This window comes from Paenibacillus sp. UNC496MF (genome assembly GCF_900113915.1).
GTDB lineage: Bacteria > Bacillota > Bacilli > Paenibacillales > Paenibacillaceae > Paenibacillus_Z > Paenibacillus_Z artemisiicola.
Genome location: NZ_FORE01000022.1, coordinates 46,132 through 65,930 on the forward strand (window position 1 = coordinate 46,132; position 19,799 = coordinate 65,930).

A 19,799-nucleotide genomic window follows, 5' to 3' on the forward strand; every position below is an offset into this window, starting at 1 on the left:
CTTGTTACGCGCGTATGGCTTCGCCGCTCAGACGGCGCAGCTGATGCAATTCTCGACGGACAGCATGTTCGTCCTCGTATAGTAGAGCGACTTCAGCCCCTTCTTGGCGGCGTAGACGTAGTACCGGGACAGCTCCCGCGTGGAGACGTCGCTGTTGACGTGCAGGATCGTCGAGATGCCTTGGTCGACGTGCGTTTGAATTTCGGCGATCAGGTCGATCACCTTGAGCTGGTTCATCTGATAAGCCGACTTGTAATAGAACAGATTGTCCTTGCTCAAGAACGGCATCGGATAATACGTCGTGGAATTCGCGTACGTCCGCGTCTCGATCGGCTCGACGATCGGCATGACGCTGCTCGTCGAATTCTGCACGTACGAGATGCTTTGCGTCGGCGCGATCGCCAGGCGGTACGCGTGGTATAGGCCGTGCTCCGCCACGTCCGCCTTCAGCCGCGCCCAGTCCGCGGGGGAAGGAACCGCGATGTCCGCGAAGAGCGCCCGCACCTTCTCCGTCGCCGGACGGTAGTCCGTCTCCAGGTAGCGCTCGAAGTAGACGCCGCTGGCGTAATCCGACTTGCCGAAGCCGGCGAACGTCCGGCCCGTCCGGCGGGCGATCTCCATGCTGCATTCCAGCGAATGATAGTTCATCGTCATGAAGAACGTCCGCGCGAAATCGCGGGCTTCCGGGCTCTCGTAAGCGATGCGGTTCTTGGCCAGGTAGCCGTGCAGGTTCATCGCGCCGAGGCCCACCGAGCGGAGCTCGTCGTTCGCCTTCGCCACGCCCGGCGCGTTCTCGATCCGCGTCATGTCGGTGACGGCCGTCAGCGCGAGCATGCCTTCGTGCACCGACTCGCGGATCTTGCCGAGCGCCATCACGTTCGCGATGTTGAGCGACGCGAGGTTGCAGCTGATGTCGCGGCGGATGACGTCCGCCTGCCCGTAATCGCCGATCTCGGACGTCTCCTGGAATTGGAAGATCTCCGTGCACAGGTTCGACATCTTGATCATGCCGATGCCCCGCAGCGCGTGCCCCCGGTTCGCGTTGGACCGGTTCATGATGTACGGATAGCCGGATTCCAGCTGAATCGTGGCGATCTTGGTCAGCATGTCCCGCGCGTCCAGCACCGCTTTCTTCTTCACGCGGCCGTCGGCCAGCAGCGTCTCGTACATCTCGTCCATGTCCATGTCGTCGAGATGCGTCCCGTACGCTTTGAGCACCGAGTGCGGCCCGAAGACGTGCAGCTTCTCGTTGCGCTCGGCGAGCTCATAGAATTTGTTCGGCACGATGAGGCCGATCGACAGCGTCTTCAGCCGCGTCTTCTCGTCCGCGTTGATCTTCTTGCTGTCCAGGAACTCCATGACGTCCCAGCCGAAAATATTGTAATAGCCCGCGCCCGAGCCTTTGCGCTGCCCCATCTGGTCGGCGTACGAGAACGCGTCCTCCATCAGCTTCAGCACCGGCATGATGCCCTTGGCCGCGCCCTCGACGCCCTTGATCGGTTCGCCGCGGCCGCGCAGCTTCGACAGGTTGACGGCGACGCCGCCGCCGATCTTGGACAGCTGCATGCACGTGGCGAGCACGTAATTGATCGAATTGAGCGAATCGTCCATTTCGAGCAGGAAGCACGAGACCAGCTCGCCGCGGCGGCTCTTGCCCGCGTTCAGGAACGTCGGCGTCGCCGGCTGGACGCGCTGCTCCATCATCGCCAGCGCCAGCTTCCGCGCGGTCTCGGCGTCCCCGCGGCCCAGATGCAGCGCGACGATCGCGACGCGGTCCGGGTAGTGCTCCAGGTACAGCGACTTGTCGTCGCTCTTCATCGCGTAATCGGTATAGAACTTCGAAACGGCCATGTACGATTCGAAGCGGAACGGATGCCCGTGCGTCAGCGCGAATACCTCGTCGACCTCCCGCGCCGTATAATCGCGATACACATCCTCGTAATAATCGTGGTCGATCATATAGCGCAGCTTGTCCGCCGTGGACGCGAACGTCAGGCTGCGGCTCGCCGCTTCCGCCATGAACGCGTCGACGGCCTCGCGGTCCTTCTCCAGCCGGAAGAAGCCGTCCTCGCCGCGCTGCATCAGCAAATTGTTCAGCTCAATGTGCCGCAAGCGCGCTCACCTCCATGACGAATCGTTCGACGTCCTTCGCCGTGCCCGCCAACTCGAACTTGGAGACCACGGGCACGCCGTACCTGCGCGAAATCTCGTCCGCGCTCTTGGCGAACCGGTCGCCCCAGTTGCGGTTGCCGCTCGCGGAGACGCCGACCAGGTTCCGATGGTTGCGTTCGAGGAAGGTCATGACTTTCTCCGGCGCGCCGCCGAAGCCCGTCGTGTATGTAACGAGAACGAACGGGTCGTCGAGCACGGTGGACGCCTCGATTTGCACGGCGGGAAGGTCGGTTTTCTGAATGAATCGCTTCACGTTGCCCGTTCGGGAATCATAAGCAATGATCATGGCTGGTAGCTCCTTTTCGATCGATAGCTGCAAATAGAATCAATATATAGGGTGTTGAACTATAATTTATATCAATATATAGTGCTTGTCAAATTTTTATAACCGCGATTTTTTTCTATGAAACGCCAAAAAAACGCAGCCGCGGGGGCTGCGTTTCATAGGATTGCCGAGATCTTGCCGCGGCGGCGCTTCAGGCGTACGGATCGATCGTTACGATCGTGCCGTCGTCGCGATACCGCAATTCCGCGAACTTCACGCTGCGCTTGTGATCGACGCCGCCCGACAACGACGCGTCATGATAGAACAGGTACCACTTGTCCCGGTAGCGCACGATCGAATGGTGCGTGGTCCAGCCGAGGACGGGCGTCAGGATCGTCCCCTTGAACGCGAACGGCCCGAGCGGGTTGTCGCTCACCGCGTAGACGAGCTTATGCGTCGTGCCCGTGGAATAGGACAGGTAGTAGAGCCCGTTGTGCTTGTGCATCCACGGCCCCTCGAAATACCGGCGGTCTTCGTCGCCGGCGACGATCGGCGTTCCGTCCTCGTCCGCGATGCGAATTTCGGTCGGGGCCGAACGGAACGACAGCAGGTCGCCGCTCAGCTCCGCGACCCGCGGGCCGAGCGCGGGCGCCGACGGCTCGGGGCCGGCGGCGTCCGGGACGTATTCGCCCGTCTGCCACTTCTCCAGCTGGCCGCCCCACAGGCCGCCGAAGTACATGTACGCCCGGCCGTCGTCGTCGACGAACACGGCGGGATCGATGCTGAAGCTGCCCGGTATGCAGTCCGGCTCCGCGCGGAACGGACCCGCCGGCAAATCGCCCGTCGCGACGCCGATGCGGAAGATTCCGTCGTGGTCCCTCGCCGGGAAGAAGAGGTAATAGCGGCCGTTCTTGAACGCCGCGTCCGGCGCCCACATTTGCTTCGACGCCCAGGGCACGTCGCGGACGTGAAGCGCCTCGCCGTGGTCGGTGCAGCTCTTCAGCTCTTCGTCGAACGACAGGACGTGGTAGTCTTCCATCGCGTACTGGTCGCCGTTGTCGTTCGTCGGGCCGTCGTGGTCGATGTCGTGCGACGGATAGACGTACAGCTTCCCCTCGAAGACGTGCGCGGACGGATCCGCCGTATAGAGATGCGTGACGATCGGTTCGTTCGGCGCGATCGGCTTGCGCGAATCGGACATGGGCTCTCTCTCCTCTATCGTGAATTGATTTCCCTCAGCCTTTCACGGATCCGGCGGCGATGCCCTCGACGATCCGGTTGCTGAGCAGGAAGAACAGGACTAGGATCGGCAAAATGCTGATCATGAGCGTCGCGCCGATCGCGCCCCAGTTCGTCGTATACTGCCCGACGAAATTCTGGATGCCGACGGTCAAGGTCTTTTTGCCGTCCGAGCTTAGGAAGGTGTTGACGAAGATGAATTCGTTCCAATTGTAGATCATGTTGATGATGGCGGCCGTGACGCTGACGGACACGGTCATCGGCAGGACGATCCGGAAGAACATCCGGTTCACGCTGCAGCCGTCCATGACCGCCGCTTCCTCCACCTCGCGCGGAAGCGCGTAGTAGAAGCCGATCAGAATCATGATCGTCAGCGGCAGGTTGAAGGCGACGTAGGACAGCACGATGCTGATCTGCGAGTCCTTCAGATGAATCGTCTTGAACAGGCTGAACAGCGGGATGAGCGTCGAATGGACGGGAATCATCATGCCGACCATGAACAGCCCGAGCACCGCCTTGTGAAGCTTCCACTTCATGCGCGTCATCGCGAAGGTGACGAAGTTGGCGAGCAGGATCGTGCAGACGACGGACGCCGCCGTGATCCAGATGCTGTTCAGGAAGTAGCGGCCGATCTTGCCCTGCTCCCATACCGTGGCGTAATTGCTCCAGTGCAGCTGCTTCGGCACGGCGAACGGCGCCAAATTGAAAATCTCCTGGTTGTTCTTCAGCGAGAACAGCAGCAGCCAGAGCAGGGGCAGCAGCTGCAGCACCGCCGTGACGGCAAGCGCGGCGTACAGGATGCCGTAGCCGATCGTCCTGCCGATGGGCCTCGAAGAGACGCCCGTCCCGGTACGGGGTCGAATGGCGGTCGTGATGCCGGACAAGGGAATCGCCTCCAGTTCAGGAATATTGAATCGTGTCTTTGGTCGCCGTCGCGCGCCGGATGACCCAGGTGGCCGCCAGGCAGATGACGAGCAGGAAGAAGCCGATTGCGCTGCCGTACCCGAAGTCGAATTCCTTGAACGCTTTGTGGTACATATAGGACGCCATCACTTCGCTCGCTTGGTTCGGTCCGCCGTCCGTCATGACGTAGATCAGGTCGAAATACTTCAGCGAGCCGACGACGGCCAGCACGACGGTTACCTTGAGGACCTCGGCGATCAGCGGAAGCTTGATCCGCAGCGCGACCTGCAGCGAAGTCGCCCCGTCGATTCTGGCCGCTTCCTCGAGCGAAGCGGGGATGTTTTTCAACGCCGCGTAGTAGATGAGAATGTAGAAGCCCGCGAACTGCCACAGAATCGGAATGAAAATCGCGTACAGCACCAGATGCGGATCGGCCAGCCAGCTGGGCGTATTCTCCACGCCGAGCTTCTCGAGAATGCCGTTCAGGATGCCGTTCGTCGGATGGTACACCTTCTGCCAAAGCTGGGCGATGGCGACCGAGGAGAGCAGCATCGGGAGCAGGTAGATTTTGCGGAGCAGGTTGGCGCCCCGGATCTTGCCGGAGAGCACCAGCGCGACCGCCAGGTACAGGATCAAGCAGAGCGTCGACAGCAGCGCGAAGAGCAGCGAATGGTACGTGCTGTGCCAGAAGACGCTATCGCGCATGAGCGTCTTGTAGTTGTCCAAGCCGATAAAGTCCGGCTTGCCGATGCCGTTCCACTCCATCAAGCCGTAGTAGCCGGTCAGCACGATCGGCACGTAGATGATCGCGAGCAGCAGGAACAAGGACGGCAGGACGTACAAGGCGATGATCCGTTTGTTCGACATGACCGTATTCATGGTTCGTCAGAGCCTCCCGCCGGGTCGTCCGGATAAGGAGCGGACGCCGCCGCGGCATGCGGCGCGCCCGTCCCCCGGCCGATGGCCCGGATGTCGTTATTTGCCCGCCTTGAGGGCGTCGTCCTGCTTCTTGATGAATTCTTCCGGCGTTACGGCTTTGCCGAGCAGCGCCTGCACCAGGTTATGATGCGCGTCGGAAGCGCCCGGCTTCATCTGCGTGTCGAGGTACAGCGTCACCTTGCTCGCTTGGTTCAATTCGTTCAGCAGGTCGATGAACATCTGCGGCAGCTTGACCGAGGACGTGTCGACCTTCGTGGCCGGGATGACGCCCGCGTCCGTGACGGAATGCTCGCCCCACTTCCGCACGAAGAAGCTGACGAATTTCTTCGCTTCGTCGACGTGCTTGGAGTTCTGGGACACGAACAGGCCCACGCCCGGTCCGCCGACCCAATCGTCCACGCTGCCTTTGCCGCCGTCGACCGTCGGGAATTTGAAGTAGCCGATCTTGTCCTTGAACGCCTGCGGCACGTCCGCCGAGGTCGTGTAGTTCGGCACTTCCCACGTGCCCATCGCGAACATCGCCGCCTGCTCGTTCATGAAGAGCGACTTCGCCTCGTCGTTGGACAGGCCGTTGTAGCCCTTGACGAACGCGTTCATGTTCACGAGCTCCTGCGCCTGCTTCGCCGCTTCGAGCAGGGACGGGTCGCCGAAGTCGCTGCCCGCGACGGCCTTGTCCATCACGTCCGGCCCGCCGATGCGGTCCGCCAGGTACATGTACCAGAACGAGGACGGCCAGGCGTCCTTGCCGCCGAGCGTGATCGGCGTCACTTTGTTGTCGCTCAGCGTCTTGATGATCGTCTTCAGCTCGTCCAGCGTCTTCGGCGGCTGCAGATCGTATTTGGCGAAAATGTCCTTGTTGTAGTACACCGGCACGATGTTCAGCTCGACCGGAAGCGCGTACGTCTTGCCGCCGAAGGCATACGCTTCCGTCGTGCCCGCGACGAATTTGTCCTTCAGCTCGCCTTGCAGGAGATCGTCCACCGGCGCGAACATGTTGCCGTTCACGTACGGATCCATGAAGCCGGCCGCCCACGTGAAGCCGACGTCGGGCAGGTCGTTGGAGGCGGACAGCACCTTCAGCTTGCTCTTGTACTGCTCGTTCTCGAGCACCTCCGTCGTGATGGTCACGTTCGGGTTCGCTTCCTCGTATTCCTTGATGATCTCGGTGACCATTTTGTTTTGCGCGGAGTTGCTGCCGTCCGGCCATAGATGCATCATTTTGAGCGTGATTTTCTCGTCCGAACCGGCGTTCCCGCCCGCGCTGCCGTTATCGGCGCCGGCGTTCGCCGCGTTCGCGTTATTGCCGCCGCCGTTCGCGGCTTGGTTGTCGGCGCTGCCGCCCGAATTGCTTCCGCAAGCGGTTGCAACAAGCAGCAGCGCGGTCATCAGGGTGCCGAGCGAAATGATCTTGCGCTTCATGAACGAATTCCCCCTTAAACGGTTGCGAAGGATGTATGCGCTTTCCTTCTGACTAAAGTGTATCATCGGCGCCCAAGAGGGATAAGGGCACGGCGTTTGGTTAAACTTCCACTATTTTTGGATGTTCCATCCGAACCTGTCTTAGGTTCCGATATCCGGCTCCGCGTTATGCATCCCGCTCCGGAATTGTCCCGGGCTCGCGCGTTCGTATTCCTTGAACACCTTGTTGAAATATTTCGCCGTCTGGTAGCCGACCCGTTCGGCGATTTCGGCGACGGGCAGGCTCGTCGTGAGCAGCAGCTCCTTCGCCTTGTGCAGCTTCCGTCGGGCGACGTATTCGCTGAACGTCATGCCGCTCTGCTCCTTGAAGAGCGCGCTGAAATAACTCCCGTTCAGATGGACGGCGTCGGCGACCTCCTTCAGGCCGACGGCTTCGCCGATACGGGCGTCGACGTACCGCATGGCGGCGCGGACCGGCTCGCTTAAGGCGGCTTCCCCGTCCGCGACTTCCATGAGCCGCGGGTCGGCCAGCTTCCGCATCAGCCCGACGCGGTTGCGCTCCTCGCCCGCCTTCAGCGCCTGCTCCACCGCCGCGATCAGCTTCTCCCGGCTGACCGGCTTCAGCAAATAATTGACGACCGACAGCTGGATCGCCTGCTGGGCGTATTCGAACTCGGCGTGGCCGGAGACGAGGATGACCGGCGGGCGGCGCGGCAGCGGCGACGCGTTCATCCGCTCGACGAGGCCGAGGCCGCTGATCTCCGGCATGCGGATGTCCGTGATCATGAGATCCACGGCCATCTCCTCCAGCAGCCGGAGCGCGGCCGCGCCGTTATCCGCGGTCAGCAGCTCGCACTGCCCCGCCGCCCAGGTGCCCAGCATTTTTTTCATGCCTTCCCGCGACCGCGGCTCGTCGTCGACGATCAGAATGGTCCGGATTCTCATGGCGTGCTCCCCCTTTTCGCGGGAATCCGGACGCTGACGCGCGTGCCGGCTCCCTTGTGGCTGTGGATGACGAGGCGCGGCACCTTCCCGCTCCCGCCTTCTTCGCCGAAGTACAGCTTCAGCCGGCGCTGCACGTTGGCGATGCCGACCCCCGAGTTCTTGGACGAAGGCACGGTCCCGCGCGCCAAGCCGTCGATGACGCGCCGCAGCTGCGTCTCGTCCATGCCCGCGCCGTCGTCCTCCACCGCGATGACGACGTCGTCTCCGTCGCGCGCGACCGACACGTCGACGCGCCCGGGCCCGATGCGGCTCTCGAGGCCGTGCAGGATGGCGTTCTCCACGAGCGGCTGCAGCAGCAGCTTCGGCAGCTGCGCGTCCGCGAGCTCCGGCGGGGCGTCGATCCGCCAGGCGAGCCGGTCCCCGAACCGCATTTTCATGATCAGCAAGTACCGCTCGACATGGTCGAGCTCGTCGCGCAGCGCGACCCATTCGTCTTTGTTCGGCCCCGTGATCGTGTACCGGAACAGGTCGGACATCGCGACGACGTACGACGCCAGCTCGTCCTCGTCCTTGTCCAGCAGCGACCAGTACAGCGCGTCGAGCGTGTTGAACAGGAAGTGCGGATGGATCTGCGCCTGAAGCGCCTTCAGCTCCGTGCGGCTCTGCGACAGCTCCTTCTCGTACACGAGCTTGATCAGCCCGTTGATGTTGCCGACCATCTGGTTGTAGGAATGGTTCAGCTCCTTGATCTCGATCGTCGACGACACGGAGGCCGTAGGCTTCAGCACGCCGAGGCGCGTGCCGCGCATCGTCTTGATCAGCCGGAACACCGGCCGGGTAATCATCGTCGACAGGAAGAACGAGAACAGCGCGAACAGGAACGTGCCGATGCACGCCGAGACGACGATCGTCGTCCGCACGACCGAGATCCCCTTCGTGATCGTATCGACCGGCGTCAGGATGAGCAGCGTCCAGCCGGTGACGGACGACCGCTGCTTGACGAGGATGAACGAACGGCTGCCGATCGCGACGGTCTGATCGTTCGACGCCGTCAATCCCGCGGCCTCCGCCTGCGAGACGGCGTCGTCGTTCGACGCGATCAGCTGTCCGTCGCGGGCGATCAGCAGCATCGTCTCCGATTGGCCCTCGCCGGACAGCGGAGCCTTGAGCGCGAACTTGCCCCGGTCGGCGCGAATCAGCAGGTAGCCGCCCGTGGAGAAATATTGGTCCACGAGGCTGATGCGCCGCATCGCGAGCAGCGACGACGGGTCGGACGGATCGATGCCGAACCAGACGATGCCGCCCTTCTTCGCCGTCGTCTGCGCGATCCAATCCTCGCTCACCTTGTCGCCGAGATTGCCGCCGTCGAGCGGATACAGCCGTTCCCCGTCCTTGTTGTACAGCTCGACGGACTTGATGCCGTCCGTGTACATCTGCACGAGGTTGATGATCGGCGGCAGCGCCTGCCGCTCGGCGAACGTCGACGGCTTGCCGTGCATGTCCTTCAAGAGCAGCTGCTGGACGTAGCCGTTCGTCGAGACGAGCGTCGTCAGCGAATCGATCTGGTCGAGCACGCTTTCCAGCCGGCCGTTCGCCTGCACCGCGGTCTGCTGGATATGCTTCTCGGCGTTGTTCTTCAGCAGCTCCGAAACCGCGTTGAACGTGATGCCGCCGACGAACGCGAGGATGATCAGCATGATGAACAGGAAGCCGAGCAGCATCTGATTGCGCAGCGTATTCAGTTTCGACAGCTTCGGCCACATGCGCCTCAACCTTCCTTTCTTCTTCCCGCGTCAATAGCCCGTCGCTTCGGGCTTGTCCCGATCGGACAGGTGTAAGCGATTTCGCATCTCCTACCATAACATGACTTCGAAGCGATGGGAATATGGGATGTCAGGCAAAAGAAGCGCGGCGGGAGGGGGGAATCGGCGTCTGTGCCGCTATTATCATGAGCGTCACTCGAGACGGCGGAGCGAGGAGCGTCGGGGCGGCATCTTGCGGAAGCATCGCAGTCGGCGGCCCATGGCGGCGAAGCAGGTTGCCGGACGAGCGCCGAACCGAGTGCCGAATTAAGCGCCGAACCAAGTGCCGGACAAGCGCCGAACCAAGTGCCGGACGAGCGCCGAACCAAGTGCCGGACGAGCGCCGAACTAAGTGCCGAACTAAGCGTCCAACAAGTGCCGAAGCCTACAAAAAAACCGCCCTGTCGGGCGGTACCGAGCGAACGCATGCATCGCAGTCGCCGGCGCACGGCGGCAAGCCGGGCTTCGCGGCCTAGTAAAAGGCCGCCCCGTCGGGCGGCCTTGACTCATACCGTATTTCGGATGCGCCGTGTGCAACAATGCCGTATTCGATTCCATTACCTTGTACGTACAGCCATGCTGCCGTTCTGCCCTGTTATCGTTCTGCCGGCCAACATCCTTCGTGCCTTCATCGGGACCGTTCTCCCGCTAATCCCCGGTCCGACCCCGCGGACGGAACGCCGCGACGTCCAGCCATTGGCGCGCGAGCAGCTCGTGGCCGGCCGCCGTCGGATGGATGCCGTCCCAAAGCCAATGCGACTCGGGCGCCCGCAGACAGGCGTCGTCGAAAAGCGCCTGGAGCGGCACGAACGTCGCCCCGTGCTCGCGGGCGAGCTCCCCGACCGCGAGCCGGTACTCCGCCAGCTTCGCCGACCACGCGTCCCATCGCTCCACGACGCCGCCGGTCCGCAGCGCGAACGGCTCGAGCAGCACGACCCGGGCGTCCGGCAGCGCCGTCCGCGTCTCCTCCAGCAGATGGCCGTACGTCCGGCGGAACCGGTCGCTCGCGCCGCGGGGATCGCCGTTCACGATGTAGTAGGCATCGTTCACGCCGACCAGGATGCTGACGACATCCGGCCGCACGGCGATCGCGTCCTCGTTCCAGCGCGCGTACAGGTCGGACGCGCGGTCGCCGCTGACGCCGCGGTTCACGATCCGCGGCGCGTCCGCGCCATACTCGAGCCCCAGCTTGCCCGCGATCTGGAAGACGTAGCCGTGTCCTAAGATATGATTCGGGTCGCTCGTTCGGCCGCGGGCGCCGTCCGTGATGGAATCGCCGATGAACAGCAGCGTTTGGTTGTCGCTCACGCGCGCTTCTCCTCCTTCTTGCATTTGCTCTCGCTCTCGCTCTTGCACTTGCACTTGCACTTGCACTTGCACTTGCACTTGCACTTGCACTTGTTCTTGCGCTTACGGTCCGCCTAGCTCGCCCGGCGCCACGGCGAACGGGCTGCCGGCATGCGGCAGCCCGTCCCGATCGTCCTTGCGGCCGTGCCCGGCGATTAAAAACCCTTCTTCTTCAGATCGCCCAGGTGGCGCTGGTACATCACTTTTTCGACCTTCTCGGCGCCGACTTGGTCCATCTGCTTCAGGAAGCCATTGTACGCGGCGTCGAACTCCGCGTCCGTCTTGGACAGGATCAGCTTCGGAATCGTTTTGTTCCACAGGTCCTTGACCTTCGCGTTGATCGTGCCCTCCGGCGTGGAGCCGTCCGGCTCGAGGTTCTCCATGCCGAGCGAATAATCGTCGAAGTTGTATTTCTCCAGCAGCTTGCTCGCCGCGTATTGATCCGGCTGGCTCTCCTTCAGATCGCGCGCCGCGGCGTCGTCCCACGCCTTGCCGGCCCGGAAGAGCAGCGTCGAATCGCTGAAGCCGTACTTCGCGTTGAACGTGGCGTTATCCTTGATGGACATGTCGAGAATGTCCTGCTTGTATTTCGGCAGGCCGTCGACCATGTCGTACGTCTCGCCTTCCTTGCCGTATCGCATGTCCATTTGGCCTTCGTCCGACCAGGCGTACTCGGCGAACCGGATGATCCGCTCCGGATTTTTCGCGCTCTTCGTCACGAAGAAGCCCTGCCAGCCCATGAGTCGGGACGCCGGGTAGCGCGGCGCTTGGCCGTTCGCCTTCAGGCCGTCCAGGACCGTGTACGTCTGGTCCTTGCCGAGCGTGCTTTCGATCTTCGGATTGTACATCGTGTACATGTTGTTCATGAACTGGGACGCGACCGCGTACTGCGCGCCGTAGAGTTTCTCCTCGTATTGCTCCTGCTTGTAGATGAGCAACTGCGGATCGAGCAGGCCGTTGCGGCTCAGCTGGCTCATGAACCGGAAGGCGTCGATGAAGCCCTTGTTGCGCATCGGGTATTCCACGAGCTGCCGGTCGTCCTTGACGCGCTCCTCGAGCAGATGCGGCGAGAACGAATCGATCAAATAGTCCATGGAATTGCTGCCGCCGAAGCCGTTCTTGTTGACGTCGAAGAACTCCACGCCGACCGGGCTGATCTTGGGGAATTTCTCCTTCGCGAGCTTAAGCGCGTTCAACAGATCGTCGGTCGTCGCGATCGTCGGGCTGCCGATCGCCTTGTAGATGTCGGAACGGATGAACCACGGCCGTACCGCCACGATCGGCACCCCGCTCTTCAGCCGGTCCTTCGTCTCGTACAGGTTCGGCAAGTACCACAGCTTGCCGTCGATCGAATGGTACTTGACCATGTCGGGATCGAGCTGCGCCTTGAACTCCGGCGCGTACTTGTCCATCAGTTCGTCCATGGAATAGACCATGCCGTTCTTGATCAGCTTCGAGACGGCCGGATTGTTCCAATCGAGCATGATCGTGTCGGGCAGGTCGCCGGAAGCGATCATCGTGTTGAGGTAATCGTCGTCGCTGCCGGTCGCGAGCTTCCGGTCGACCGTGACGCCGGTCTTCTCCGTCGCCAGTTTCATCGCGTACTGGTCCTTCCATAAGTAGCTGGACGCCCAGTTGCCGTAGAAATATTGCGTGAACGTGAACGGCGACGTATCCTGCTTCCACGACGGGCCGTCCGCCGTTTGCTGCGCGTTGCCGCCGGCGTTGCCGGCAGCGGCTCCGTTCGCGCCGCCGGCAGCGCCGGCGTTCGCCGCGTCGTTTGCGCCGTCGTTCGAGCCGCAGCCCGTCAGCGCCGTCAGCACGAGCGCGGCGGCGGCCAGGGCCGATATGCCTTTCTTTTTCATGATGCGACCTCCTCGAATAATGTCTAGCGTGTCTCCATCTGTATACTTTAAACGGCGTGAAGCCGGTAAAGCCGCTGTGGAACGGATCAGCCTTTGACCGAGCCGATCATGACGCCCTGCACGAAATACTTCTGCACGAACGGGTACGTGAACACGATCGGCAGCGTCGTGATGACCATCGTCGCCAGCTTCAGCGAAGCGGCCGACACCGCGCCGAAGCCGAGCTGGCTCGCCAATTGGCTGACGTTGCTGTTGGAGCTGATGATCTGCATCAGAATCTGCTGCAGCGTCGGCAGCTTGTCGCCGCCGAACAGCATCGCGTCGTACCAGGCGTTCCAATGGAACACCGCGTTGTACAGCGCGATCGTCGCCAGTACGGGCTTCGAGACCGGCAGCACGAGCTGGAAGAAGATCCGCAGGTCGTTGGCGCCGTCGATTTTCGCCGATTCCTCGATCTCCTTCGGCAGAGCGCGGAAGAACGTCAGCATGATGATCGCGTTGAAGACGTTGAACAGGTTCGGAACGATATAGACGAGAAAGTGGCCCTTCAGGTGCAAATACTTCGCGACGACGAGGTAGTACGGAATGATGCCGCCGCTGAAATACATCGTGACGATCGCCATCATCAGGAAGAATCGGCGGCCGATCAGCTCGCTCTTCGAGATGCCGTACGCGAAGGCGCCGGTGAACAGCACGGCCGCGGCCGTGCCGGCGACCGTCCGCGCGATCGTGACGAGGAAGGCGTGCAGCATGTTCTCGTCCCGGAACACGATGCGGTAATTGTCGACCGAGAACACGCGCGGCCACAGCGTGATGCCGCCGCGGGCGGCGTCGGTCGGGTCGTTGAACGACGTGATGACGATGTTGTAGAACGGGTAGAGCGTAACGATGCAGAGCGCGAGCATCAGAATCACGTTGAGCGCGTCGAAGCTTCTTCCGCTCCAGCTTCGCGATGAGGTCATCATGCGGTTTCTCCTCCTAGAACAAGCTTTCTTTCGTCAGCTTCCGCGACGAGTAGTTGGCGACGTACATCAGGACGAACGCGACGAGCGACTGGAACAGGCCGATGGCCGTGCCGTACGAGAACCGTCCGGACACGAGGCCCGTCTTGTAGGAATAGACGGCCAGCACGTTGGCGGCGTCCTGCGTCATGGAGTTCTGCATCAGGAACATCTGGTCGAAGTTCGAGTTCACCAGGCCCCCGATCGAGAGGATCAGCAGGATGATGATCGTCGGCTTGAGCGCCGGCAGCGTAATGTGCCAGACGCGCTGGAAGCGGTTCGCGCCGTCCACGACGGCCGCTTCGTATAGCTGCGGGTCGATGCCCGCGATGGCCGCCAGGTAGATGATGGAGTTCCAGCCGACGTTCTTCCAAATCTCGGTCACGACGACCAGCGTCAGGAAGGAATGCGCGCTGCCCATCAGCATGACATCGCTTCCAATCAGGTGAAGCTTGACCAGCAGCTTGCTGATGACGCCCGTCTCCGGATCGAGCAGCGTATACATGAATCCGACGACGAGCACCCAGGACACGAAGTAGGGCAGGTACGTCAAGCTTTGCACGATGCGCTTGAACCGTTTGAAAACGAGTTCATTCAACAGCAGCGAAAGGATGATCGGCGCGGGGAACCCGAACGCCAGCTTCGCGACGCTGATCGTGAACGTGTTGGTCAGCGATTGCCGGAACGTCGGATCGGCGAAGAGCTCGCGGAAGTTGCCGAGACCGAGCCACGGGCTGTGGATGAAGCCCTGGAACGGCGTATACTCTTGAAACGCGATGATCACGCCGTACATCGGGACGTAGTTGAACATCATCATCCAGAGGACGGCGGGCAGCGTCAGCAGCATCAGGTAACGCTGCAGCCAGAGCCTTTTCGACAGGCTGCTTTTGGGGGAAACACGGTTCATGGTCGACTTCCTTTCGTTCTCGCTTCGTATGTCGGCATAGTTAATTATAAAAACCGCGCGTCCGCGCGGATATGCAAAAAACGAACGCGGCTATCAGAAACCAACGATTCTTGTAAACGCTCTCGCGAACCGTTCCCCGTCGGCCGCCGAACGGACGAATGTCCCGGCAGCCGATCCGGCCGCCGGGACATTCGCCGCGCCGCCCGTCGCCGGGCGCGCTCTACTGTATGAACGGGGCGCCGCGTCAACGCTGCGTCGTCTCCTGGTACTCGCCCGGCGTCATCCCGTACGCCTGCTTGAACAGCGCGCCGAAGTAAGACGTGTTCGGAATGCCGACCTCCTCGGCGATCGCGGAGACGCGCCGCTTCGTCGTCCGCAGCAGCTCCTCCGCCCGCGCGAGCCGGTATTCCTGGATGTAGGCGAGCGGCGTCTTGCCGGTCTGGCGCTTGAACAGCATGCCGAGGTGGTTCGGCGAGACGAACACCTCCGCGGCCAGATACGCCAGACTCAGCTCCGTCAGGCCGTACCGCTCCTCGATCAGGCGGAGCGCGCGGCCCACGACGTAATCGTCCTTATGGTCCCGCTTCTCGTGCAGCCGCGCGGAGATTCGGCGCACGGCCGCGAGGACGCGGCGCTTCATGTCCGCCTGCCGCTCGCAGGCGAGCACCTCGGCCAGGTCGCCCGCGCTGCCCGCCGCCGCGCCTTGGCCGGTCGGCGCGGCGAGCGTCCACAGGCCGTCGAGCAAGCCGCCGAGCAGGCCGCCGGCGTACGTCCGGCCGGCGCCGGGATGCGCGGCGATGCACGCGAACAGCTCGTCCACCGCCGCCTCCGTCCCGCGGTCGTCGCCCGCGCCGAGCTTGTTCCGTATGCGCTTGCACAGTTCCCGGCACGCGCCGGCGAACGCTTCCGCCCGCGGCTCGAACGCGCGCTCCGCGGCCGCCGCTTCCGCGCAGCCGATCGCGCCGGCCGCTCCGGTCCACAGCGCGTGCTTCAACGCCCGGCCCGCGTCGCCGAGGGACGCGCCCGCCTCGGCCAGCGTCTCCGCGGCCGGGCCTTGCCCGATCGTCCACGCGCCGTCTCCTTCGGGCCCGGCCGGCGTCGCGGCCGCCAGCTTGCGCAGCAGCGGCTCCGCCAGCTCGCGCTGCCGGTCCGCTTCGCCCGCGGCGAGCGCGAACAGCAGCGCGAATTCGGCGCTGCCCGCCTCGCCGGCCGCGCGGACCAGCACCGGGCGGCCGAGCGCCTCCTCCGCCCAATCCGCCAGCGCGTCCGGGTCCGGCGCGCCGTCCGCGGCCGGCGGCCGCAGCGACCAGACGGCATACGGCCCGTCCGCCGCGCCGGTGCGGCCCGCGGCCAGCGCCGCGCCGACGGCCGCCTCCGCTTCGGTGCCGGCTTCGCGGCCCGCCAGCAGCGCCGCGAACGTCCGCTGCAGGGCGGCCCGGCGGCCCGTCTCGTACGTCCGCGCCTTCCGCGCCTCCTCGAGCCGAACCCGGCGCGTCTCCTCGCAATGCCGGATCACCCGCGCCATCGTCGCCAGCAGCTCTTCTTCCTCGATCGGCTTCAGCAGGTAATCGACCGCGCGGAACCGCAGCGCGTCGCGGGCGAACTGAAAATCGTCGTACCCGGTCAGCACGACGATGCCCGCATCGGGCTGCCGCTCCTTGATCAGCCGCGCCATCTCGATCCCGTTCCGGCCGGGCATCTGGATATCGGTGATGACGATGTCCGGCTCCAGCTCGATCGCCTTCTCCAGCCCTTCGATGCCGTCGCAGGCGGTCCCGATCGCGCCGATGCCCATCGCGGCCCAATCCGCGAATTCGACCAGCCCTTCGCGCTCCCACCGCTCGTCCTCCACGATGAGCAGTTTATACATGATCCGTTCTCCTCCTTGCCGCAAACGCGATGGTCACCGCCGTGCCGATCCCCGGCCGGCTGAACAGCGCCAACGCATGGTCCGTCCCGTAATACGCCTGCAGCCGTTTCGTGATGTTTGCGACGGCGTAACCGCTTCCGTAGGAGTCGAGGCGCCGGCCCTCCACGACGTCGCGGACGCGGCCCTCGGCCATCCCGACGCCGTCGTCGATGACCTGCAGCGCGACCCGGTCGCCCTCCGGGAACGCCTTGATGATAATCGTGCCGTGCGAACGCTTCGGCTCGATGCCGTGGACGAGCGCGTTTTCGACGAGCGGCTGCAAAATGTTTTTGACCGTTACGCATTCCCGCACCCGATCGTCGATCTCGAAGACGGCGTCGAAGCGGTCCTCGAAGCGGAATTTCTGAATGGCCAGGTAGGCCTTCACCATGTCGAGCTCGCTCGCGATCGTCGTCTCCGAGCTGCCCTTGTTCAGCACGAGCCGGTAAAACTTCGCCAGCGAATCCGAGATGCGGGCGACCTCCGGCGCCTTCGCCTTGCGCGACACCCACGAGATCGTCGCCAGCGTATTGTACAGGAAGTGCGGATTGATCTGCGCTTCCAGCGCCTTCAGCTCCGCTTCCTTCTCCAGCAGCTCGGACTTGTATACCTTCTCCACGAGGTCGTGGATGCGCCCGGTCATATGGTTGAACGTCAGCGCCATCTGCGAGAACTCGTCGTTCCAGACGACCGGCACGGAGACGTCGAGCGAGCCTTCGCGCACCTGCTTCATCGCTTTCAGGAGCGGCTTCATGCGGGACAGCAGCTTCACGGTCACGAAATAGACGAGCAGGCTGAGCAGCAGCAGCGCCGCGGTCAAGACGACCAGCATCGTGCGGATCGAATGCGTCACCTTCTCGACCACGCCCTTGACGGGGAAGATCCCCACGACCCGCAGGTCCGGGCCTCCGACCGGAATCGAGATGACGATCGACCGCTCCCCTCGCACGGAGACGATTCCGTTCGACCTCTCGTCGTCCGGCAGCCCCGAGAGACCGACGGTCTCGATCCGCTGCCCGTACGTCCCGGCGAGGTTGTCGGACACGATCCGGTCGCCGCCGTCCACGATGAAGACGCTGCCCAAGTGGCCCGAGATGGAATCCTTGAGCGACTTGAACAGCTCCGCCTGCGTCATCTCGATCTCCACCAGGCCGGATATGCCGTAATCGCGGACGGAGAAGATTTTCCGGTTGTACGAGAACACGTCCGCCTTCGGGGTCAAGCCCGGCCGCACGAGCAGCAGCATTTCCTTGTGCGCGCCGCGCCATTCCGATTGGGGCGCCGCGTTCGCCAGCAGCGCCTGGTAAGCGGCGTCCCCGCGGATCCGGTCCATGGCGTAGAAGCCGTCGTAGCCGCCGTACAGCTCCGGAATGGTCGGATTCCGCATGTACACGTGGATCGAATGAATATTCGGATTCTGCCGCATGATGTTGTCGATGATCGGCGCGATATTGTCGCGGTAGTCCTGCAGCTGAAAGCTCTCGTTGATGAAATCGCTGTCCAAAAACGTCTGGATGCGGGAGTCGAACGCGATGAGCTGCGAGAGGTTCTCGGTTAGCTTCACCTTCTCCTCGATGCTCGCCTTGGTCTGCAGCAGGTTCTGCTCCATGACCGTCTGCGCCTGGGCGATCGCCGATTCCGACGCCTGCCGGTACAGCATGTATCCGGTTACGGAAAGCGATACCAACAAGATTGACACGTAAATGGCGACGAATTTCGAAACGACGCTCCGATTTTGAAATAGCCGCGCGAGTCGCGTCATGGCGTTTCCATCCTTCCCTGCCCTTCAATACCGATTCATTGTACCACCCGTCCCGGTTGCGGGGAATGGCGAAAACTGGAACGTCGCGCCGTCTTGTTCCCAGGCTGCGCAATGCCGTTCGCGATCGAATTCAAGCGGTCCGGCGGTTGAGAACGGCACGAATCGGCCTGAAGCACGAAGAAGTCCGCCGTCCGGCGCAGGGGCGCCGGACGACGGACTCTATCGCGCTTCCTTGCGCGGGCCGCGCTTCTAGGAGCGAATCAAGCTTCGCGGTCCTCGCGAAGCGTCGTTGCGATGAAGGCCCGGATTACGCCGAACTTCCCGTTCCCCGTTCCCCGCTCCACACCCTCGCTGCCTCTCCCGCGCCGACGTTCAGGGGACAAGCGCGGCTTAGGCTTCCTCGAACCCGAACGTCCGGCGCAGCGCGGCGGCCCAGCGCTCGTAGCCCCGCTCCGTCAAGTGGCATCCGTCGAAGGCGATCTCCTTCGGCAGCGTGCCGTCCGCGTCCAGCAGCTCCGGCCCGATGTCGACGAAGACGGCGCCGAGCTCTCCGGCCAGCTCGGCGTACCGCGCGTTGATCTCGCGAATGAGCGCCCGCCGCGGATGATCCGGCGCTTCCTCGCGCGGGAACACCGCCATCAGGACGAGGCGCGCCGAAGGCGCCTTCGCCCGCGCGCGTTCGATAATCGCCCGGGCGCCGTCGCGGATCTCGTCCGCCGTATTGGCGCGGGCGTTGACCGTCTCGCTCGTATTGTTCGTTCCGATGTTGAGCACGATCCATTCGGGCGACAGCCCGTCCAGCTGGCCCTGGTCCAGCCGCCACAGCACGTTCTGCGTGCGGTCCCAGCCGAAGCCCAGATTAAGTACCCGGCGGCCGCCGAACAGCGCCGTCCAGGCGTCCCCGCTGCCATGCCGCGATTCCGGCTCCGGGGGACCGCCCCAGAAATGCGTCAGCGAATCCCCGATCAGCACGATGTCCGGCCGGACCGCGTCCTTCGTCCGCAGCACAAGCTCATGGCGCGTCCACCAATCGTAGCTGTCTTCCTCCAGCTTCGGCACCGGCACGACCGCCGTATTGGCCTCGGGGCCGCCGCCCCTGCTCTCCTCTGCCGTCTTCTCCATTCCCGTCAACCTCCCGCGTCGATGTCCTTCGGCCGGCCGCTTGCCGGCCGACCGTTACGGACCTCATTATAGCGGACGGAGCCGCCTCCGTCAGCCCTCCCCTTCGCGCATGGGCCGCCAAACGCAAAAAAGCAGGCCTTTCCCGAAGGAAAGGCCCGCCCGTGAAGACGGGACGCCGTTACGGCGTCCCGCTTGTCGATAG

At 63.2% G+C, this 19,799-nt stretch carries 15 protein-coding genes; all 15 read right to left on the reverse strand.

Annotated features, from left to right (window positions below):
• Positions 1–27: 27 nt before the first annotated feature.
• Positions 28–2,112, reverse strand: coding sequence for a class 1b ribonucleoside-diphosphate reductase subunit alpha (nrdE, locus tag BMZ79_RS31595; protein WP_090648689.1), 2,085 nt, complete (start codon positions 2,110–2,112; stop codon positions 28–30).
• Positions 2,099–2,458: a class Ib ribonucleoside-diphosphate reductase assembly flavoprotein NrdI gene (nrdI, locus tag BMZ79_RS31600; RefSeq protein WP_090648692.1), complete on the reverse strand. Its 360-nt coding sequence runs from the start codon at positions 2,456–2,458 to the stop codon at positions 2,099–2,101. Before nrdI ends, nrdE begins: the two co-directional genes overlap by 14 nt.
• 190 nt (positions 2,459–2,648) lie before the next feature.
• Positions 2,649–3,638, reverse strand: a complete 990-nt coding sequence (locus tag BMZ79_RS31605) for a glycoside hydrolase family 43 protein (RefSeq protein ID WP_090648694.1) — start codon at positions 3,636–3,638, stop codon at positions 2,649–2,651.
• 34 nt (positions 3,639–3,672) lie between these two features.
• Positions 3,673–4,539 carry a carbohydrate ABC transporter permease gene (locus BMZ79_RS31610; protein ID WP_256253290.1) on the reverse strand — a complete coding sequence of 289 codons (867 nt, stop codon included), beginning with the start codon at positions 4,537–4,539 and terminating at the stop codon, positions 3,673–3,675.
• A 37-nt stretch (positions 4,540–4,576) separates the two neighbouring features.
• Entirely contained in the window at positions 4,577–5,458 is an 882-nt protein-coding gene (locus tag BMZ79_RS31615) for a carbohydrate ABC transporter permease (protein ID WP_090648697.1), read from the reverse strand.
• A 96-nt stretch (positions 5,459–5,554) separates the two neighbouring features.
• The gene (locus tag BMZ79_RS31620) at positions 5,555–6,937 is read right to left on the reverse strand and encodes an extracellular solute-binding protein (protein WP_256253285.1); all 1,383 of its coding nucleotides are present in this window, start codon (positions 6,935–6,937) and stop codon (positions 5,555–5,557) included.
• Between the two features lie 141 nt (positions 6,938–7,078).
• The gene (locus BMZ79_RS31625; protein WP_090648699.1) at positions 7,079–7,882 is read right to left on the reverse strand and encodes a response regulator transcription factor; all 804 of its coding nucleotides are present in this window, start codon (positions 7,880–7,882) and stop codon (positions 7,079–7,081) included.
• Complete coding sequence (locus tag BMZ79_RS31630; protein ID WP_090648702.1) at positions 7,879–9,645, reverse strand: cache domain-containing sensor histidine kinase; 1,767 nt, start codon at positions 9,643–9,645, stop codon at positions 7,879–7,881. Before BMZ79_RS31630 ends, BMZ79_RS31625 begins: the two co-directional genes overlap by 4 nt.
• A gap of 687 nt (positions 9,646–10,332) precedes the next feature.
• A complete protein-coding gene (locus BMZ79_RS31635; protein WP_090648704.1) occupies positions 10,333–11,016 on the reverse strand; it encodes an SGNH/GDSL hydrolase family protein in 684 nt (227 codons plus the stop codon).
• Positions 11,017–11,186: 170 nt separating this feature from the next.
• A complete protein-coding gene (locus tag BMZ79_RS31640; RefSeq protein ID WP_090648707.1) occupies positions 11,187–12,896 on the reverse strand; it encodes a type 2 periplasmic-binding domain-containing protein in 1,710 nt (569 codons plus the stop codon).
• Between the two features lie 86 nt (positions 12,897–12,982).
• Positions 12,983–13,861, reverse strand: a complete 879-nt coding sequence (locus tag BMZ79_RS31645) for a carbohydrate ABC transporter permease (protein ID WP_090648710.1) — start codon at positions 13,859–13,861, stop codon at positions 12,983–12,985.
• Positions 13,862–13,874: 13 nt separating this feature from the next.
• The gene (locus BMZ79_RS31650; protein WP_090648713.1) at positions 13,875–14,804 is read right to left on the reverse strand and encodes an ABC transporter permease; all 930 of its coding nucleotides are present in this window, start codon (positions 14,802–14,804) and stop codon (positions 13,875–13,877) included.
• 244 nt (positions 14,805–15,048) lie between these two features.
• A complete protein-coding gene (locus BMZ79_RS31655; protein ID WP_090648715.1) occupies positions 15,049–16,674 on the reverse strand; it encodes a response regulator in 1,626 nt (541 codons plus the stop codon).
• Positions 16,667–18,412 carry a cache domain-containing sensor histidine kinase gene (locus tag BMZ79_RS31660; RefSeq protein WP_218154854.1) on the reverse strand — a complete coding sequence of 582 codons (1,746 nt, stop codon included), beginning with the start codon at positions 18,410–18,412 and terminating at the stop codon, positions 16,667–16,669. Before BMZ79_RS31660 ends, BMZ79_RS31655 begins: the two co-directional genes overlap by 8 nt.
• A gap of 453 nt (positions 18,413–18,865) precedes the next feature.
• Positions 18,866–19,597, reverse strand: a complete 732-nt coding sequence (locus tag BMZ79_RS31665) for a GDSL-type esterase/lipase family protein (protein WP_090648720.1) — start codon at positions 19,595–19,597, stop codon at positions 18,866–18,868.
• Between the last annotated feature and the right edge of the window lie 202 nt (positions 19,598–19,799).